The sequence below is a fragment of the Fibrella musci genome, from assembly GCF_041321105.1.
Lineage (GTDB): Bacteria > Bacteroidota > Bacteroidia > Cytophagales > Spirosomataceae > Fibrella > Fibrella musci.
The window spans coordinates 382279-401862 of sequence record NZ_JBGGWD010000007.1 but is presented as its reverse complement, the minus strand read 5'-3'; the positions used below and the strand labels follow the sequence as shown (position 1 = coordinate 401862).

12 protein-coding genes are annotated in these 19584 nt (G+C 54.2%); 4 read left to right on the top strand and 8 right to left on the bottom strand.

The window, feature by feature from the left end:
• Nucleotides 1-227 precede the first annotated feature (227 nt).
• Nucleotides 228-1445, top strand: coding sequence for a BamA/TamA family outer membrane protein (locus ACAW74_RS23670; RefSeq protein ID WP_370700725.1), 1218 nt, complete (start codon nt 228-230; stop codon nt 1443-1445).
• Here the strand turns inward: ACAW74_RS23670 and ACAW74_RS23665 are convergent.
• From ACAW74_RS23665 to ACAW74_RS23650, 4 genes are all read right to left on the bottom strand, one after another.
• Nucleotides 1442-6640, bottom strand: coding sequence for a hypothetical protein (locus tag ACAW74_RS23665; protein ID WP_370700724.1), 5199 nt, complete (start codon nt 6638-6640; stop codon nt 1442-1444). The two genes, ACAW74_RS23670 and ACAW74_RS23665, sit on opposite strands and share 4 nt — an antisense overlap.
• 191 nt (nt 6641-6831) lie before the next feature.
• Nucleotides 6832-7875, bottom strand: a complete 1044-nt coding sequence (locus tag ACAW74_RS23660; protein ID WP_041257715.1) for an adenylate/guanylate cyclase domain-containing protein — start codon at nt 7873-7875, stop codon at nt 6832-6834.
• A 151-nt stretch (nt 7876-8026) separates the two neighbouring features.
• Nucleotides 8027-9886 carry a molecular chaperone HtpG gene (htpG, locus tag ACAW74_RS23655; RefSeq protein ID WP_370700723.1) on the bottom strand — a complete coding sequence of 620 codons (1860 nt, stop codon included), beginning with the start codon at nt 9884-9886 and terminating at the stop codon, nt 8027-8029.
• Between the two features lie 213 nt (nt 9887-10099).
• Nucleotides 10100-11974, bottom strand: coding sequence for a tetratricopeptide repeat protein (locus ACAW74_RS23650; protein WP_370700722.1), 1875 nt, complete (start codon nt 11972-11974; stop codon nt 10100-10102).
• A 576-nt stretch (nt 11975-12550) separates the two neighbouring features.
• Here ACAW74_RS23650 and ACAW74_RS23645 point away from each other — a divergent pair.
• Nucleotides 12551-12856: a rhodanese-like domain-containing protein gene (locus ACAW74_RS23645; RefSeq protein ID WP_370700721.1), complete on the top strand. Its 306-nt coding sequence runs from the start codon at nt 12551-12553 to the stop codon at nt 12854-12856.
• Between the two features lie 41 nt (nt 12857-12897).
• On the opposite strand, the gene ACAW74_RS23640 is transcribed toward ACAW74_RS23645, so the two are convergent.
• The 3 genes from ACAW74_RS23640 to rplS form a co-directional block, all read right to left on the bottom strand.
• Complete coding sequence (locus ACAW74_RS23640; RefSeq protein WP_370700720.1) at nt 12898-13833, bottom strand: bestrophin family protein; 936 nt, start codon at nt 13831-13833, stop codon at nt 12898-12900.
• Between the two features lie 53 nt (nt 13834-13886).
• Nucleotides 13887-14663, bottom strand: a complete 777-nt coding sequence (gene dapF / locus ACAW74_RS23635) for a diaminopimelate epimerase (RefSeq protein WP_370700718.1) — start codon at nt 14661-14663, stop codon at nt 13887-13889.
• Nucleotides 14664-14831: 168 nt separating this feature from the next.
• Nucleotides 14832-15206 (bottom strand): 50S ribosomal protein L19, encoded by a 375-nt coding sequence (rplS, locus tag ACAW74_RS23630; RefSeq protein ID WP_015330986.1) that lies wholly within the window; start codon nt 15204-15206, stop codon nt 14832-14834.
• A 132-nt stretch (nt 15207-15338) separates the two neighbouring features.
• On the opposite strand from rplS, the gene ACAW74_RS23625 reads away from it, so the two are divergent.
• On the top strand, nt 15339-16838 hold the full coding sequence (locus ACAW74_RS23625) for an NAD(P)H-hydrate dehydratase (protein WP_370700717.1): 1500 nt from the start codon (nt 15339-15341) through the stop codon (nt 16836-16838).
• A gap of 225 nt (nt 16839-17063) precedes the next feature.
• Nucleotides 17064-17228: a hypothetical protein gene (locus ACAW74_RS23620; RefSeq protein WP_370700716.1), complete on the top strand. Its 165-nt coding sequence runs from the start codon at nt 17064-17066 to the stop codon at nt 17226-17228.
• A gap of 69 nt (nt 17229-17297) precedes the next feature.
• On the opposite strand, the gene feoB is transcribed toward ACAW74_RS23620, so the two are convergent.
• A complete protein-coding gene (gene feoB, locus ACAW74_RS23615) occupies nt 17298-19577 on the bottom strand; it encodes a ferrous iron transport protein B (RefSeq protein WP_370700715.1) in 2280 nt (759 codons plus the stop codon).
• Nucleotides 19578-19584 lie beyond the last annotated feature (7 nt).

Sequence of the window (19584 nt, the reverse complement as noted above, 5' to 3'; positions counted from 1 at the left end):
CTACGAAGGTAACGCGCAATCGGGCGTTTTGCCGTGAATCGCGGCCTGCATTACGCAGAATATGCCTGTCTGACTAGAAACTTGCCCCTGGGTACAAGTACGAGCAACCGGGTTATCGACCAAAGGCTGCACACGTTATGGCCTGACTAGTTATCAGACGGTAGCTGTAGTCAGGAACCGTTTGGGAAGCCCGATAGTTAACCCGGTTGACGATTTATACGCATTGCATGAAACAACAGCTACTGATTTGGTTGTTACTTGCCCCACTCTGCTCAGTTGGACAAACTACCGATACCCTTCAACGCCCGCCGCAACTCGACGCATCGGACCTGGCCAAACGCTGGTTTGGTATCAAGCTCGTTCCCGGCAACGACTCAACGCTCTCGAAACCCCAATGGGCCGTGTTGCCCTCGCTCAACTACCAGCCGGCTACCGGCGTGGCAGTCGGCGCCATTTTGACGACCTCTTTTTACCCGGCTCAAGCACCCCGTACCCGGCTCTCGACGGCGCATTTATACGCGGGTTATTCGCAGTTTAATCAGGTATTGGTCACGGCGATCAGCAACCTCTGGACGCGCGGCCATCGGTTCAATATTCAGGGCGACTGGCGTTTCTACAATTTCCCGACAACCACCTACGGCCTGGGCAATCAGACCCAACTGTCTGATGCCAGTAATCTGGATTACAACCACATCCGATTTTACCAGATGGTGTACCGGGCCATTGCCCGCGATTACATGGTCGGGGTGGGTTATTTGCTCGACTACCATTTCGACATAAAAAACACTAGCCTCACCGGCCAACCCACGGATTATGAGCGATACGGCCGCCAGGTACGTTCCACCTCGTCGGGTCTGGCGGTAGGGCTGCTGCGTGACCGCCGCGATAACCTGAACAACCCCACGGGCGGTTCGTATTTTCTGTTCCAGTATCGGCACTACGATACCTGGCTGGGCAGTAATGTCGACTACGATGCCATTTGGCTCGATTACCGCCGCTACGTACCGCTGGGAGGGCGTCTGGAAAAACAACTGGCGTTCTGGGGGTTCAACTGGACGACGTTTGGTAAAGGGGTGCCGTACCTCGACCTGCCCAGCACGGGCTGGGACACCTATAACAATAGCGGACGGGGCTACGCGATGGGGCGGTTCCGCGGTCCAGCCCTGGTCTATGTCGAAGCCGAATACCGAACCGAACTGACGGATAACGGCCTTTTGGGTGCGGTGTTGTTTGCCAATGCCCAGACGGTGCATAACTGGTTTGGCGATCCGCTCAAAACTACGCAGGAAACCGCAGCGCTCCACGCGACCAAAATCTGGCCAGGGGTTGGTGGTGGGCTCCGGGTGAAAGTCAATAAAAACGCCCGCACCAATCTGGCCATCGACTATGGCTTTGGTGCGGGCGGTTCGCATGGGCTGTATTTTAACCTCAACGAGGTGTTTTAGCGAATACGGATGCTGGCTTGGGCCTCGTCGGTCTCGCCTTGCCCGTAGCCATTACCCGGTGCAGAGCCAACTACGGGCTCGATCACGTCGGCAATCTGAGCCTTCAACTCACCTGCTGCTGTTGGCTTCCACAAAAGTTTGAGGGTAGCCACTCCACCCGCCGGGATAGTGGGAATCAAACCGTTCAGCATTTGGCTATCCACTACCTGCCAGCCCGTTTGCGAAGCGGGGGCTAGTACACCGTTGGGGAGCTGTACCCGAACAATGACCGATGTGGCTCGAAGGCCCCCCTGATTGCGTACGGTCAATGTGGTCGTCACGACTTCTTGTTGGGCTACATCGACCAGTAACTTGTCGAGTGAAAGCTGAAGGCTTAGAGCTACGGCTGCTGGGTTAGGCGTGGGTTGGCTGCTTCGCAACTGTGGAAGCGGCACCTGATTGGGGTTGGCCGATACAACCCACAGATCACTGGTCTGATCAGCGGTGCGGATATCTGCTATGGCTATGTCGTCTTGCCCATCACCAGTTCCCGAATTGGGCTGGCTGTCGGGGTCGGGGGTTTGAGTAGCGGCTATTTGTACGGCTGTCGCTAACGTACCTGGACTGGTCACGTTGGCCTGAAAAACGTACGTTTGGCTACTCTGAGCTGGCACCGTACCTGCTGGAATGCTCACCAAACCATTGCTGTATGTGACCCCCGCCGAGCCACCCGGCGCAAATTGCAGACCCGCTGGCAATCGGCTCTGCAATTGAACGCCGGTGGCTTCGTCGGGCCCCTCATTGGTCGCATTAATGGAGAAACTGACAAGATCGCCAAGCTTCGGCGTGCGGTTGCTGACAGCCATTGCCAAGGCTAGATCGGCCTTGCCTGAACCGACCGTTACGACGCCGTTACCCGATGCCGTACCCGGCCCACAGGCATTAGCTAGAGTGGCGAGGGAATAGGTGGTCGTGGTGGTTGGGACAACCGATAGTGAGTAGGGGCTCTGCACGATCCCCCCCACAGTTTGCCCATTGCTCAGGGTTACCGACCAGGGGGCAGCCCCCGAAAACGTAATTGGTAACACGGCCGTCTGGCCGGCGTTGACCAGCGCACTACCCGTAAGGGTTGCGGCCGTTGGCTCCCCGATGCGAATATCGACCGGATCCGACTCCGCAGTGCAACCATCCTGTTGCTGAACTAGTACGTACCGCCCCGACTGCGTTGCGTAGTATTGATTATCAGGCGCGTTAGGAATCACGACTCCGTTCCGCTTCCATTGGAGTGGGGTAGTATACACGTCGGCACGGAGCAGAATGGCGGCATTGGCACAGCGGTCCGGCGTTGATGAATATAACGTAACCACTGGTTTTGGTAGAGCACCCGTCTGGATGTAAACACCTTTTGATACGCCTGAGCAGGTTCCGTTGGTCATACTAAGGCTGTAAAGGCCTGTGGTAGTGGCTGTTAGGGCTGAATAGGTCGCTCCCGTGATGGGTACGTTATCTTTCAACCACTGAAAGGAGTAACTACCGTCATTGCCGCCCGACTGATACAGGTAATTGTAGGCACAAGCTTGATTGAGGCCGCTTGCCGTTTTGACGAGTGGGACAATGGCCGTCGAAAAAGTGAATGACTGCGTTGCAGAGGTGGTTGCGCAATTACCATTGTAGTCAACCCGAACGGTATAATCGCCACTGCTCGATACGGGATAGTTAGAATAAATTGCGCCCGGGATATCAATTCCATTGCGCTGCCACTGCAGTGATAGTCCGTAACCGCGTTCGGCGTACAGTGATCGGCTTTCGCCTGGGCAAAGCTTTCGGGCACCATCGTACGAAATGATAACCGGGAGTTGTGTGCCTAGCTTTCGAACCAGCGTATTGGAGACGGTCTGGCAGTTTCCAAGCTGCACGACCGCGTAAAAGACGCCTTCACCCTGAACGAATACTGATGATTGTGTAGCGCCATTGATTGCCACTCCATTCTTGTACCATTGAATAGCTGTGTAGCTGCCACTGTTATCAAGGTAGATATATGAGCCTTGATTGGCTGAGCAGACAACGGTGTCCCTAGCACTAGAAAAGTAAATTGACGCCGTAATCGAAGTCCCAAACTCGTAGTACGAGTACGACGATCCGGCCTCGGAAGCACAGCCGCCATCCTGCATTTGTGCCGAGTAGCGACCGGTCTGCGTGGCGCTATACGTCGACGATGTAGCCCCGCTGATGACGGCGCCATCTCGCTTCCATTGGTACGTGGCGTTGTCTCCAATGTACGTTGTGCGAAGGGCTACCCGCTGTCCGGCACATTGCGGTGTTACCGACGAACTGCTTGATATAAAGAAACTTGCTGATGACGAGTGGGAGACCTGATAGTTGCCTGTCCTGACAGAACAGGCACCATTTGTTACTGTACAGGAATAGAAGCCGGCTTGCGTGGTCGTAAGCGAAGCCGAGGTGGCGCCGTCAAGCAGGATGCTATCTTTAGCCCAGCGGTATTGTAGCGGTATATCTGTAATTGGGCTATAATCGGTCGATCTCGCCAGTACAGTTAGCGTAGCCCGAGCACCGAGGCAAACTACGCCCATACCGTTATTATCCGCTCGGTCTCTGATGAAAGCGGAGTCAATGTTGCCAATGATTAGTGGATCGCTTGCAGTCGAAGCTACTTCCGGGTTTGTTGATAGCACCTTTACCCGGTAACCCGTGCCATAGGATAAGGCGTCGTATCCCATGGGCAGAGTGGCCGAAATAGGACTGCTACTTCCCCGGCCAATCAGGCGCTGAGTAGTAAAATCGCCCGCTCCATCAGACACCCATACTTCGTAGCTGTTAGATGAATTAAACGTACCTGAGGTAGTAAAACTAATCGAGAGTTCACTACCGGCGCAGAGCGTCCGGCTGGATACATTTGTTACCGTTATTGTAGGGATCGTGTAGGGAATGGCAAAGGCATCGGTTGTCCAGATACCCCGGCCAACGGTAGCCGCTGCCAATTTGCCATCGGTGGGACGATGCCGTAACTGGTTAACCCGCAACGCTGGTAATCCATCCGAAAAGGCCCAAGTGGGGTTGGCCGCCGTGATGGTGGTAGTTGTCCAGAGTCCCAAATCTGTTCCTAGCAGTACCTGCTGCCGGTTCTGGGGATTAAACAGGGCCGATCTGACAGGTATGTCTGGCAGGCCATGGCTGATCAAGTCTTTACCTTGCCAGTTGGCGCCCCCATCGGCCGTATACCAGACCGACTGCACCCCAAAGTTGGAGAAGGTTACGAGTAGCTCGCTGGTGCTGGCACCAATGTCAATGCACGATACCGATACCTGTCCAAAGGCTCCATCGTCGATGCGTGTGCTGGTGGGCGTTGGCTGGTTTAGGCTGGTTAGTTTATATAGCTTGCCACCCGTGCAGCCCACAAATAACGTCGATCCATCAGGGCTCAATTTCAGGTACGTAGGCTGATCCTTCTGGTCTGCCAGCGTGATCGTTGTGCTGACAGGGGTAGCGCCGACGCCCGTTGTTCGGCGGATGATTGAGCGGTTGTTTTCCTGCGTACAGACATACAGGGTGTTGGCCTGGCTATCGTAATCAGCCACAAACGAATTGTAATTGAAAGAGGGCAGCGTCTGAAACGTATTACCGTTAAAAATGTATAGACTCGAATACCCGCTGATTAGTTGAATCGATGGTTCATCTGTATCGATATAAGGAACACTCAGGCTGGATGTGCTTAGGAAGTAGTTGCCGACCTTGCCAATACCGGCGGAGTTTGTTGTAGTAAAGCCCATCGGCTGCAAATTGGCGAGGAAGTAGTTATTGCCGGGGCTGTTCTTCATCGCCAGCGAATAAGATAGGGCGGCCCGCAACCCTTCAGAACGGGTCGCGGACGTTGGGTTAGTTACCGCCGGGCTTCCTGCTGCTGGTAAGTAATAGATCGCTTGACGGGCTATATCCACCAAGTCATCACTGCTGGGTAAAAAATAAGTAGCTGTCTGGTTATATAACGTATTACCGGCTCCATTGATCATCATCCAGTTAGCGCCCCCATCAGTGCTTCTAAAGAGCCCGCCGCCACCAGCAAAGACAACGTCAGCGCGGGTAGGGTGAGCCGTGAGTGTCATGTAGCGATAGCCATTGCCCTCAGTAAAGTGACCGCCCCAACTGAACGTCGGGATGGGTACATTGGTCCAGGTAGCACCTGCATCGGTGCTCTTCTTGAACCAGCTAATGTCCTGCTCATAGCGGGTCGAATTATACTGTCTGGAAACAGCGTAGAGCACCTGTCCCGCCCCGTTCGTCGACTGGACCAAGGTCAGTTCGGAGCGCTCACCTGTTGTGCCAGGCGGGGTAATTTCCGTCCAGGCGGTGGCTTCAACATTGGTCGATTTGAAGACGCGACTGGGCCAGAAGCTAGCGTAGAGTATGCCATCTGAGGCAATCTCCAGATCACTCACCAAGTCATTATAAGAATTGCCCGTTGCTGTACCGAAGCCAATGCCTTGGTTTGGAGCAAGTATGTTTTGCCAGCTTGCTCCCCCATCTGTCGACTTAATTACCCCGTAGCGCGAAGCAACAAACACATGCCCACTGTTATTGACAATAATGCGCGAGACATAGTCAAAGGAACGGCTGAGGCTGGGTGAATTATCATTTGGAACTGTGCTGCTAAGTCGGCTCCAGGTCTGCCCGCCGTCAGTGGTTTTCCAGATACCGGCACCTATCGTGTAGTTCGTGTCACCAGTGCCAGCATACATAATCTGAGAGTTAGACGGATCTGTTGCCAGTGCACCGACTACATAAGCCGCTATATCGTTATTAACCGGTGTCCATAGGCTGGCTGGGTTGGTGATGTCGTTATTATACCACAACCCACCTACGGCCAACCCAGCCCACACTTTCTTCTTGGCCGGGTCGTTCGGGTCTGCTAATACTACACGGGCATCATACGAATTGTTGGGGCCGCGCTCCTGCCAGGTGATATTAGGAATCCCCCCCTGATTCGGCAACGTACCCAGCCTGCGGTCGTTTGTCAGTTTTTCGCGGGCTTGCGTAATCCGTTCGTAGGGCACTGTCCCTGTGGCCGGGTCAATCATCCGCCGTTGTTCCTCGGCCAACTGCCGCTGGACCGTGTCGCGCGGATCAATAAAGGGGCTGGACGTTGGTAGGGTTTGTGCGTAAGTAGTTAATGAGATGCAACTGGCAAACAATAGCCTCATAATGAGACTTGGCAACGTAAAAAAACGCATAGATTGATGCAGTGAGGAAGGATTGTAAATCGGGTTACAAACTACATCAAATCAGTCGATTTTTTAATTGGTAGATACAAATAAAGCCATCCCGGTATACTGATCGTCTACAATCAGGGTATACCGAGATGGCTTGGTTTTTTACAAGCTATAGCTTATTACTACGAGATCACGTTCCAGAGATGGGCGGGAGCCAGCTTGTTTTTGAGCTTGTGCTCGCCGACGCTTTCGCAGTGAAACGACTCTTTTACTTTTTCGTAACAGGCCTGGGTAATCAAGATTTGCCCGGCCGAAGCGGTCGATTGCAGGCGGGAAGCGGTGTTGACGATGTCGCCAATGACGGTATAATCGAGGCGACGCAGAGCTACCGAACCGATATTCCCTGAGACCACTTCGCCGCTATTGAGGCCAATCGACACTTCGGGCTGGTAAGGTTTACCCGACAATTCTTCCTGGATGGCGGCGATGTTCGACCGGATGGCCAGACAGGCTTCGATGGCGCGGTCGGTGTGAAATTCGCCCTGGAAAACGGCCATAACGGCGTCGCCCATAAACTTGTCGACGTACCCGCCCTGATTCAGGATTTCCTTCACCATCACGTCGAAATACTTGTTGATCAGGGCAACCACGGTTTCGGGCGTTTCGCGTTCGGCAATGGCCGTAAACCCGCAGATGTCGACAAAAACAATGGTGGCGGTACTGGTCTCGCTGGCCGTTAGCGACTGCTCAAACTCCGAGCGAGTCATGAACTTCAGCACGCTTTCGTCCACGTACATCCGCAGGATGTTGTTCTCCTTCACGGCCTGTAACGTTTGTCGCAGGTCGTGCACGTGCCGAATGGTCTTCTGCATCGTCAGTTCGAGGTCTTCGAAGTTGACGGGCTTGCACACGAAATCGTAGGCACCCCGGTTCATGGCCGTCCGGATATTCTCCATGTCACCATAGGCCGATACCATCACCGCTTTAAGAATCGGGTTCAGTTCAGCCAGTTTGGTCAACAGGGTGAGCCCGTCCATTTCGGGCATGTTAATATCCGACAACACCACGTCGATGTCGGGGTTACGTTGAATCTGGGCTATGGCCTCAAGGCCGTTCTGAGCAAACGAAAACTCATATTGTTGTTCGCGTATCTGACGGCGGAACTTCTGCTTAATCAGTAGTTCGAGGTCCGGTTCATCATCAACAACGAGTATTTTAGCTTTCATGCAGGGTGTATGCTTTGCGTAGCTAAAGTTAGGCATAGCCGTTCAAGGTTCAATGGCCGAGGTTCAAAGTTGTCGATCCGCCTGATGAGCGGCGAAAAACAACGTTGGACTTCGGCCATTGAACCTTAAACGAGGCTACTCCGGAGCGTGCTTACAGCCCGTCGACCGTGCGCTTCACGAAGGCCGTGAGGCTGGGGCCGGTGAGCCGGTTCTGCGCCAGCAGCGCCAGGTCATAGAGCTGCTGCGTGAGCTTGGTTTGGGCTTCCCCGTCGGTCGAGAGCAGCTTCTGCGCCAGTGGGTGGTTGGCGTTGACTACCACGTTGTACCCGCCCGGCAGGTTGCCAAACATATTGGCCTCGCCCGACAGCGCCGACATATCTTTCATCCGCCGCATAAACTCGGGCATCGTGATCGAGACGGGCAATTCGTCGGTAGGCAACGATTCGACGCTTACCGTCAGTGACTTATCATTGAGGGTTTGCTCGAACAGTTCCTTCAGCTGGGTACGTTCTTCTTCTGACAGTACACTCTCGCTGGCCACGCCCGAGTCGATCAGTTTGTCGAGCGTATCGGCATCGACCCGCTTGAATGTCGTCTTCTCGAGCTTGTATTCCAGCGCGTTGATGTAGTGCGCGTCGATGATCGTATCCATCAACAGCACGTCGTATCCCCGCCGCTTCGCTGACTCCACGTAGGCGTCCTGCTGATTGCGGTCGGTGGTATACAGGAACACAACCTGCTCGCTCTTGTCGGTCTGGTTGGCCTGTACGTGTTCGCGGTACTCGTTGAGCGTGAAGTACTTGCCATCGGTGTTTTTCACCAGCGCAAAGTCTTTGGCTTTGTCGTAAAACTTATCGTCGCTCAGTGAGCCGTATTTCACGAAAATAGCGATGTCGTCATACTTGGCTTCGAAGCCAGCCCGGTCGTTGACAAACAGTTCGTTGAGTTTGTCGGCCACTTTGCGGGTGATGTAGCCATTGATTTTCTTGACGTTGCTATCGGCTTGCAGGAAGCTCCGCGACACGTTGAGCGGAATATCGGGCGAGTCGATCACCCCGTGCAGCATCATCAGGAAGTCGGGCACCACGTCTTTTACCTCGTCGGTGATAAACACCTGACGGCTGTAGAGCTGAATTTTCTCCCGCTTCATCTGGAACTTGTCGCCGTCGAGTTTGGGGAAATACAGCACGCCCGTCAGGTTGAACGGGTAATCGACGTTGAGGTGAATCCAGAAGAGTGGCTCCGGCGACATGGGGTACAGGTCGCGGTAGAATGTCTTGTAATCTTCGTCGGTCAGGTCGGCGGGCGATTTGGTCCAGATCGGCGTCGTGGTGTTGATCACCTCCCCGTCAAACTCAACCGGAATGGGCAGAAACTTGCCGTATTTTTCCAGAATGCCTTTGAGCCGGTATTTATCCAGAAACTCCTCCGAATCGTCGGCGATGTGCAGGATAATATCGGTGCCGCGGTCGGCACGCTCGGTCTCGGTGAGTTCATACTCGGTTGAGCCATCGCATATCCAACGCACGGCCTGCGCACCCGGCTGATACGATTTGGTAATGATTTCGACTTCGCGGGCTACCATAAAGGCCGAATAGAACCCCAGACCGAAATGGCCAATGATGTTGGTTTCGCCTGCCGTTGCCTTGTCTTTGTATTTTTCGACGAACTCCGTAGCGCCCGAGAACGCAATCTGGTTGATGTATTTCTTGACCTCGTCGGCGGTCATGCCGATACCCCGGTCGCTGATGGTGATGGTTTTGGCGTCTTTGTCGAAAGCTACCGTAATCTTCAGTTCACCGACTTCGTCGTTGTATTCGCCGTAATTGGCCAGCTTTTGCAGTTTCTGGCTGGCATCAACGGCGTTACTGACCAATTCGCGCAGGAAAATTTCGTGGTCAGAATACAGAAACTTCTTGATGATTGGGAAAATGTTCTCCGTGTGAATGGAGATCTGGCCCCGGGTGGATGCTCCCGCCGTAAATTCTCCTTTTTCGTGTAGGGTTTCCATAGAATGTATGAATCGATTAACAGACACACCTCATCAGGGTACCGACCATACGTACCCAGGTACGTGGTCACGCTGCCGATGAAGCCTGCCAGATGACGTTTGTCTGCCTTTCACCAAAAGCCGTTCCAGAGCGCAAAAGGCTGTCAGATTGACAGCCACGAAAAACCCCTCACCAATGGCGAGGGGCGAATGGGAATCGGAAAGCCAGGTACGTTACGACTTGTTCAAAAAGGCCTGCCGACACAGGTCCTGGTAGGAGAGGTTGCTCTGGCGGGCCTCGCGGTAAAGCATGTTGAAACGTTCTACCGTTTGCTGAGGCACTTCTACCCCAAACAAGTCGAGCAGGCGGCTTACTTCGTTGGCGATGGGCTCGGGCGAACTGCCCATGTTATCCTGCACATATACACTCACCGTTTTTACGTCGCCTTCGGGCGTTTCGAGAGTCAATGGAATCTCGGTAGCGCCATTTTGCCAGTTTTTGTCTAACCGAGCCAGTTTGACCGGCGACAGCGCCTCCTGGCTGTATCGGCGCTTGAGCCGTTGATAGGCCGGTGTATAGTGTAGCTGGAAGGCGTAGGTATACCATTTTTCGGCCGAGGTCCAGTCCGACGAGCCATTTAGCTGTTCCTGCAAGAAAGCAATGGCATAATACAGAAAACCCTGATCGGCCCGGTTGGTGATCAGATCCTCGCGCAGTCGCTGAATGGCCAGGATGGGTGAGTGGGCAACGTCGCCCAGATAATCGGCCAGGGTTTGATTCATCACCGAAGCCACACTGTCAGCTGCAAATGGCTCCAGAAAAGGTTCGACCCGCTGATTGAATACTTGGGCGAGTTTGGCTTTCCCAATAGTTGGCTGTGCAACCTTTGTTGCCGAGGCAGAGAGTTCATGGCTTAGCAATGGGCTGGCCATCAGGGAGGCGGTGAGTGGTGCTGCGGCTGCCAGCTGATCTTGCTGAGGAGCAGGTACGTTGGTGATAGCGGGCTCGATGGGGCGTTCAAGCGGAATGAGGCTGTACAGGTCAACCGATGTACCGTACACCTCGTTTAACCGGCGGCTTTCAGCGGCATAGGGTTTTGCTTTGTCGGCCGGATACGTTTCAACGAATACCGCGGCGGTCTGGTAATTACCGTTGGCCAGCTTGAACTCGATGGTATGGCTCCGGCGGCCGGCGTCGCGGTTTTGCTGGATACGGTGGATTTCTGCCTTGCCATCTACGCCGGGAATCGCGCCGCGTTCATACAACCGAGTCAATTTGACCGCAGCGATGTGGTTGTGCATCTGTTCGGCGTAGGCATACCATTTCTGGGCTTCGGTCAGGTTGACCGGCGTACCTAATCCTTTTTCATGGATGTAGCCCAGGGCGAAATAAGCAAACGAACCGGCTTCTTTTCGGAGGCTCTCGGTGTAATCCTGAATGGCGGCTTTGTAAAGCTTGCTGCTGATAAACGGATCGTGCGCAACGGCCTGTTCGTAGGCGTCGAGCATCAGCTGCGTTTGCTTGGCTGCCCGGTGCAATTCGCTGATGAACAAGTAAACCTCCATCTGATCGGGTTGCATCGTTACGGCCTTCTGATAGGCAGCGAGGCTTTCCTGAAAACGGCTCTGCATCTGCATGGCGTACCCCAGCAACACATAGTGCTGTGCCGTGGCTTTCGACGAAGCAATCAGTTCGTTTACCTGCTTTTCAATCTGCCGGTAGGGCATCACGGCCCGAAGAACCGATATGGTATGGCTGGGCTGAAACAGGCCTTCTGCCAGCAAGTCGAGGCTTCTCAGATAAGCGCGCAGGGCCTGATCGGTAAGCCCCTGGCCCCAGCGGGCGTCGCCCAGCAGCGTCCAGTAACAGGCCGATTTGGGGGCTAGCGCGAGGGCCGCCGTTGCTTCGCGGCTGGCGTCGTCGTACCGTTTTGTTTGGCAATAAATGGCCGACAGCATAGCGCGCACGTCGGGCTGCGTGCTATCGGCAGTTGCCAGCGTCTGGAAGGAGACCGCCGCACTGTCCAGCTGTTTGATACTGTATTGCTTATAGGCCTTGGTCGTAAGATTCTGCCCTACAAGTACTTGCGCCTGAGTTGCTATCAACAAGAAGCAAAAGCTGAAAACGCGCATAATAAATTCGTTAGCGTAGAGGCTCAATTTGCACTAGTCGAACACGTGTATTTACTTAAGTATATATCGGGCTCGTCTTTGTTAAAATCAAGTTACATGTACGCCATTTTATTAGCAAATTTTAGACCAGTTTCTTCGTAAACGGAAGTGCAACCGGATTATTCGCTAATTGGTTAATAGTCAGTACATTGAAGTGGTATGGGTCGACACTGGTTGTTCAATAATATGAACATAAATGGGGTTGTTATAAGTGGCCACGTGCTTCGATTTGGTAGCCACCTAGTTACTCATATGTTAGGGTGATAAACTGTTATAAGTTATCGCTCCTTTTTTGAGTAATACATTCGTCGTGGTTTGGGTTAGTGCGCCTACTTAAGCCGATCGTTAATTAACTGTTCATGCGCAAGCCACACCCGGTCAATACTCATTTTATAGACTGCCTTTACGAAGGTGGTCACACTAAAAGTAGGTAAGCGGTACAGGATATCGCCCGCTACTGTGCCAAATCGCCTGCAGAGCGAACACCAACGCAGCTGGGTACGTTGGTAGCGTATGACGACACCGCCGTACATCGACATTTCATTGGCCGACATGGAAACCATACGCCAGCAGCCGGGAGCTCTGGTCGTGGACGTGCGCGACGAATGGGAATTTGATGAATTCAACCTTGGCGACATCAACGTACCGTTGGCAGACATACGTACCCGGCGGACCGAGCTTTTACCGTACGATCCGCTCATTGTGCTCTGTACCAACGGGGTACGTAGTCGGGTGGCTGCCAAGGATTTATTACGCCATCCCGACTTCAGCCAGAAACAAATCTACCATGTGGCAGGGGGACTTGTCGCGGCTGAGTAAGCATGGCTTGAGCCTACAAGGAGCGGATAGGCCTTGCAAGGCTAGGTCACGATTAAGAAGTCTGACTTAGCGGCCCCTTTCTCGACGGGAGGCAAATAAATCTGCATCAGCTCATGCACGTTGATGCGGATTGTCTGCGAAATCTGGTTAAGCGGCAGATTATTGCGCTCAATACCGAACGGGTCCTGGATCTCTTCGCCAATAATTTCCAGCCCCACCATGACATAAGAAACCGCCATAACGGCCGGGATGGTCAGGTAGCCGTACTCATCGACAATCGTGAAGGGCATGATGCCGATGTAGAAAAGAATAAAGAGCTTGATAAAGAAGCTGTAGGAGAACGGGATAGGGGTACTGCGGATACGCTCGCAAATACCGGCCACATCCAGCAGGACAACGATCAGGTTGTTCAGATTAATAAGCTGCGGATCGGTCAGCAGGCCTTCCCGGTACAGGTTTTCGGTTCGTTGACGTAGCTGCGCGACAATACCGTTGGGTACGTGGTCATACAGATTCAGGGTGCTCAGTTGCCCCTGCGTGCTCTCTTCCAACTCCCCCGCATTGCTGGGTCGGTCGTTACGCAGGTGATTTTTCAGAGCAAAGGCGAAGTTGGCAATCCCTTTGGTAAAAAACAGGCGGTCGTCGTGGCGTTGAGCAGGTAGTAGGGCGCTCAGGTACGCTGCCAGATTACGGCTGGTGTTGACGAGTGTGCCCCAGGTACGTCGGCCTTCGTAAAAACGGTCATAGGCCGTGTTGGTGCGGAAGAGGATCAACAAACTCAGCAGAATGCCCATCGTCGACAGAAATTCACTGGGTGTGTCTTTCAGGCGCAGGTCGACAAAGCGGATTTCGACCGTGGTAATCGTGACGACATACACAAAAACCCAGATTAAACGCTTCAGCAGCGAGCGGGCAGTAGAGCCGGTATGAAAGTGCCATATGGCCCGGAACCAGTCGTCTTTCTGGTAGATAATCATAACAATTGGACAGCAGGCGTGATAAAACCCTATACGCCTAACTGCTCAACCTACTAAACTGTTAGCTCACCCGTAAAGACGCGCTTGGCTGGGCCAATCAGGTAGATATCGGAGAACCGACCGTCGGGTTGTGGGCTGAATGACACCTGCAAGGCGCCTCCCACCACCTGGATTGCTACCGGGCTTGGCAGGCCGTGGTGCCGATAGGCGGCCAGTGCCGCCGCCGTAACCCCCGTGCCACAGGAATAGGTCTCGTCTTCAACGCCCCGCTCGTAGGTACGTACCGACAGACTTCGGCCATCGTCTGTCAGTTGGGTGAAGTTGACGTTGGTCCCACCCGGTGCAAAGGCGGCGCTGTAGCGGATTGCCCGCCCTTCGGCCACCACGTCATATTCGTCGACGTCATCGACAAACTGAACCACGTGGGGCGAGCCCGTATTCAGAAACGTATGGTCGGGTTGTACAGCCATGTCCGCCACGTCGCTCATGTGCAGATGAACCAGTTCCCCGCGTACCTCGGCCGTGTGTTCGCCATCGACCGCCAGAAAACGGGTAGTGCTGTCGAAAAGCCTTAAATCGTGCGCAAACCGGACAATACACCGGCCTCCATTACCACACATGCTGCCTTCGGCACCATCTGCGTTGAAATAAACCATTCGGAAATCGTAGTCGGGATGGTTTTGCAGTAAAATGAGCCCGTCGGCACCAATGCCAAAGCGCCGGTGGCACAGGTGCGCAATCAGGGCCTGATCGTGGGCTGGAAAGGTCTGTGCCCGATCATCGATCAGCACGAAATCATTGCCGGTTCCCTGGTATTTGTAGAAAGTCATGGCGGACAGTGTATAGTCTTCAGTTTACAGTCTGACGTTTTCCGTTCGCAGTTAATTCAGCCTGAGGTCCTCTTTTTCGTCAATTGCAAACGTCAAACTGAACACACCAAACGAAAAAAGGCTACCCGTATGGAGTAGCCTTCTTGGTTGTATGCGGAAGTGCAGTGCTTATGCGGCTACGGCTTTCTTTACGATGCGCTCCTTAACACGAGCAGCCTTACCCTGACGACCACGGAGGTAGAACAGACGGGCACGGCGTACTTTACCGAGGCGCACTACTTCGATCTTGTCGACGTTTGGCGACAGCACGGGGAAGATACGCTCAACACCAACACCGTTTGAAATCTTACGAACCGTGAAGGTTTCGCCGTTGGTGTTCGGGTTGCGGCGCTGGATGACCGTACCCGTGAAAACCTGGATACGCTCTTTGTTACCTTCGCGAATTTTTACGTGAACGTTTACCGTATCACCGGCGCGGAACACAGGAAGATCGGCCCGCCGTTGGGCGTTGTCGGCTTCCACTAATTTTATCAGATCACTCATGACCGTATTGTATATCGTCAGTAGATTTTTCAGAATCGAGGCGCAAAGATAGTATTTTATTCCTTGATTGAAAATAGTTTTGCCGAATACAGCCTTGCATTGCAGCGAGTTGCCGCTGCTTTCTGCCTTATTATGAAGATTTTGGACGTTGAGCAGATTCGCCAACTTGATAAATATACCATTGACCATGAACCGATAGCCCCCATTCAGTTGATGGAACGGGCTTCCCAAGCCTTCGTCGACTGGTTCAGAATGCGCTTCGATGCCCTGACGCCCGTGAAGATTTTCTGTGGTCTGGGTAACAACGGTGGCGATGGACTGGCGATTGCGCGGCTACTCCTCCAGGCCAACTACATTGTTGAGGTGTTTGTGGTGCGGCACGCGCCCCGCGAGTCCGACGATTTTGCGCATAACCACCGGCGGCTGAAACTGCTGATCAACCCGCACTACGTTGAAAAGCCGGGCGACATGCCTACACTGCGGCAGAAAGACGTGGTGATCGATGCCATTCTTGGCTCGGGTATATCGAGGCCGGTGGAGGGAATCGTCAAAGTAGTTGTGGAGGCGATTAACCGGGCACCAGCGCAGGTGGTAGCGGTCGACATCGCCAGTGGCCTGTATGCCAATCAGCCCAATCAACCCGGCGAAGTGGCCATTCAGCCCGACTACACGGTGACGTTTGAACTACCCAAGCTGGCGATGCTGCTGCCCGGTAATGCCCGGTGGGTAGGCGAGTGGCACATGGTCGATATTGGCCTGCATCAGCGCTTTATCGATCAGGCCCCCACGCCATTTTATTACACGACCGACGATGAAGCACGCTTGTTGCTACGGCGTCGCGACAAATTCTCGCACAAGGGTACGTTTGGTCATGCTCTGTTGCTGGCGGGAAGCTACGGGAAGATGGGCGCGGCGGTGCTGGCTGCCCGTGCCTGCCTGCGGTCGGGGGTGGGCCTGCTAACTGTACAGGTGCCGCGCTGCGGCTATGATGTGCTACAAACGGCCGTACCGGAGGCCATGTGCCGCCCTGATGTAAACGAGCGCGTCCTGACGGGGCCGAGCGAGGTAGACGGACCGGCGTTGGCCGATTATTCGGCGCTTGGGCTGGGGCCAGGTATCGGCAAAGCGCCAGAGACTGTACGGTTTCTGCGCGAAGTGATGACCGCTTTTAACCGCCCGATGGTGATCGATGCCGACGCGCTGAATCTGATTGCCGAACACCGCGACCTGATGGGTCTATTGCCCGAAAACAGCATCTTGACGCCCCATCCAAAAGAGTTTGAACGGTTGACCCAGCGCTGGCAGAACGATTACGATAAGCTCGAACTGTTGCGCGATTTCGCCCAGCGCAAGCAGGTGATCGTGGTATTGAAAGGGGCTTATACGGCTGTGGCACTACCGAACGGCGAAGTACATTTCAACTCAACCGGCAACCCCGGTATGAGTACGGGCGGTACGGGCGATGTGCTGACTGGCGTGCTGACCGCTTTACTTGCCCAGGGGTATGACCCTGTCGAAGCAGCCGTGTTAGGCGTGTTTGCGCATGGGCAGGCAGGTGATGTGGCCGCACGCGAACGGGGGCAGATAGGCCTGACAGCATCTGATGTGATTGATGGGCTGCGGTGGGATTAGTGTGGCGAGTTCTCCCAATCCTTGTAGATAAATTTCTACACCAATCAAGAGTGTGTCTATTAACTAGATAGGCCATTCACTAAACTTTTACGGACCCAAATACGCCACTCAATCAACCACGTAGTTGTACGTGGCCTGCTTCCGTACTTCTGCGCTATAGCCGTTTTGGTGTGGGCACCATCTTTGTTGACTGCTTACTAAGCTCAACTAAACGCAACCACGACCATGGCAAACTACACACAACGAGAATGGCGCATGGGCCAGTCGGCTCCTAAAACGCGTACCGACTTAGGTCAGACGGCTACCCTTGGTGGTATCACGCTGGCGCTGTTCGCCTACATCGTTTACCATTTCATCTATCCGCTGGTTGCGAAAGGGCTTCTCTTTTAGCGAAAAACTTGCCGAAAAACAGTTCTTTTCAATAGCAAAGCCCGGTTCTATCTGAATCGGGCTTTTGTTTTAGCGAAGCAACAGGTACGTTGCCCAGGCCGATACGTAAGCTAGAACGCTCATGTACCCCAGCTGTACAAGAGGCCATTTCCAGCCTTTGGTTTCGCGGTAGGTGGTGGCGATGGTGCTCATGCACATCATGGCGAAAACGTAAAACACCAGCAGCGACCACGCCACAGCGGGCGTATACATGGGGCCACCCGTCTCGGGGTTGCGCTCAGCTTTCAGCCGTTGGCGGATGGTCGTGTCGTCATCAGAACCCGCGCCAAGGCTGTAGATCGTCGACATAGTACCGACAAACACTTCGCGGGCGGAAAACGAAGCCAGTAGGGCCACCCCAATTTTCCAGTCGTAACCCAACGGTCTGATGGCTGGTTCGATGAAGTGTCCAAACCGGCCAGCGTAGGAAGCTTCCAGACGTTGCGCGGCAACCGCATTATCAACTACGTCGGTGGGCTGGTTCGTGAGGGAGGAACGTACCCGGCGTTCGGCCTCGTCGAGACTATTGCCAGGCCCGTAGCTTGCCAGCACCCACAGGATGATGGAAATAGCTAGAATGACTCGGCCCGCTTCCAGCACGAACGACCTTACGCTTTCCCAAACGGTCAGGCCGACGTGGTTCCAGCGTGGGGCTTTGAAAGTGGGCAGCTCCATCACAAACAGGCTGCGTTCCTTTGTTTTCAGCACCAGTTTAAACACCCAGGCCGCCGCCAGCGCCGACACCAATCCGAGCAGATACAGGCTCATCAGGGCCAATCCCTGCAAATTGAACAAGCCTAGTACCCGCCGGTCGGGCACAACGAGGGCAATCAGGATGGTGTAGATAGGCAGGCGTGCCGAGCAACTCATGAGCGGCGTCACCAGAATGGTGATGAGCCGGTCGCGGCGGGAGCCGATCGCGCGCGTGGCCATAATGGCTGGTACGGCGCAGGCAACGCCCGAAATGAGCGGTACAACCGATCGACCGTTCAACCCGAATTTTCGCATGATCCGATCCATCAAGACCATCACCCGCGACATATAACCCGATTCTTCGAGCAACGATACGAGCAGAAACAGAAAAGCGATCTGCGGAATAAATACCAGAATGCCGCCGATGCCCGCCAGTACGCCATCGGTGAGTAAATCGGTTAGCGGGCCAACCGGGAGATTATCTTTCAGAGTGCCATTGAGCCAGGCAACGCCCTCGTCAATAGCATCCATAAAGGGCGTGGCCCACGCAAAAATGACCTGAAAAATCAGCAGCAGAATCAGCCCGAAAATGGCGTAGCCCCACACCGGATGCAGCAAAACCCGGTCGAGGCGTTGGCTCCAGGTGGATTGGTTGGCCGGGCGGCTGTCGGTAACGGCATCAGTAATAATGCCCGCGATGAGTTCGTAGCGGCGGATTGTTTCGCGTACCTGAAAAGCTGGTTCGCTGAATTGGTATTTGTTAATGAGGTGGTCGAGCCCTTCGCGTTGCTGTTTGGTTAAGAACGTAAACCCATCATGCTGAATGATGTATTGCAGCGCGAGGTAATTGTTGCTCAGGTTGTACTGCTGCTTTGTCTCCGCAATGAGTCCGGGCCGCGTTAGGTCGGGCCGCGTCAGGCTGGGTCTTGCCAGGTTGGTTTGAACGGGTTCTTCCAGGCCAGCATCAGGCTCCGGCAGGTCGGGGCGGGTTAGGCTATCCAGCGTAGAGCCTGGCATAACCGGGTCAGGTACGTTGCTGGTAATACCTTCGGCCAGTATCGGGTCGGTTTCGGGGTCGAAGAAAAGCGATTCGGCAATGACCGGCTCATCGAGCTGCTGCAAAATCGCCTTACGAAGCAGATCAAGCCCTTCGCCGGTTCGCGCATTGATCCGCACCACGGGTATGCCCAGGCGCATAGACAACCGGACAGCATTGACCTCCTGTTGCTGCTGCCGGGCCACGTCGAGCATATTCAAAGCCAGCACCGTAGGTACGCGCAGGTCCATGATCTGCGTAAAGAGCAGTAGGTTTCGGCGTAGGTTTGACGCGTCGAGCACCACTACCGCCACATCCGGATAGTCCGGGTGAGCGGGATTGGCCAGAATGTCGGTGACAATCTGTTCGTCGAGCGATTTGGGGTAGATGGAATAAACGCCGGGTAAGTCTACGACGGTGGCTTCGAGCTGAGGCGTCAGCGACATCACGCCCGACTTCTTGTCCATCGTTACGCCGGGGAAATTGCCGGTTTTCTGACGGAGGCCCGTAAGCTGATTAAAAAGAGACGATTTTCCGGCGTTGGGATTACCCACTAACGCCAGGACGGGCGACGTTTTCAAAGGAACA

Excerpts from the sequence above, each read along its gene's own strand:
- htpG (WP_370700723.1), bottom strand. The coding sequence starts at position 9,886 with ATGGAAACCCTACACGAAAAAGGAGAATTTACGGCGGGAGCATCCACC.
- ACAW74_RS23620 (WP_370700716.1), top strand. The coding sequence starts at position 17,064 with ATGGCAAACTACACACAACGAGAATGGCGCATGGGCCAGTCGGCTCCT.
- ACAW74_RS23625 (WP_370700717.1), top strand. The coding sequence starts at position 15,339 with ATGAAGATTTTGGACGTTGAGCAGATTCGCCAACTTGATAAATATACC.
- ACAW74_RS23665 (WP_370700724.1), bottom strand. The coding sequence starts at position 6,640 with ATGAGGCTATTGTTTGCCAGTTGCATCTCATTAACTACTTACGCACAA.
- ACAW74_RS23645 (WP_370700721.1), top strand. The coding sequence starts at position 12,551 with ATGACGACACCGCCGTACATCGACATTTCATTGGCCGACATGGAAACC.
- ACAW74_RS23640 (WP_370700720.1), bottom strand. The coding sequence starts at position 13,833 with ATGATTATCTACCAGAAAGACGACTGGTTCCGGGCCATATGGCACTTT.
- ACAW74_RS23670 (WP_370700725.1), top strand. The coding sequence starts at position 228 with ATGAAACAACAGCTACTGATTTGGTTGTTACTTGCCCCACTCTGCTCA.
- dapF (WP_370700718.1), bottom strand. The coding sequence starts at position 14,663 with ATGACTTTCTACAAATACCAGGGAACCGGCAATGATTTCGTGCTGATC.
- rplS (WP_015330986.1), bottom strand. The coding sequence starts at position 15,206 with ATGAGTGATCTGATAAAATTAGTGGAAGCCGACAACGCCCAACGGCGG.
- ACAW74_RS23660 (WP_041257715.1), bottom strand. The coding sequence starts at position 7,875 with ATGAAAGCTAAAATACTCGTTGTTGATGATGAACCGGACCTCGAACTA.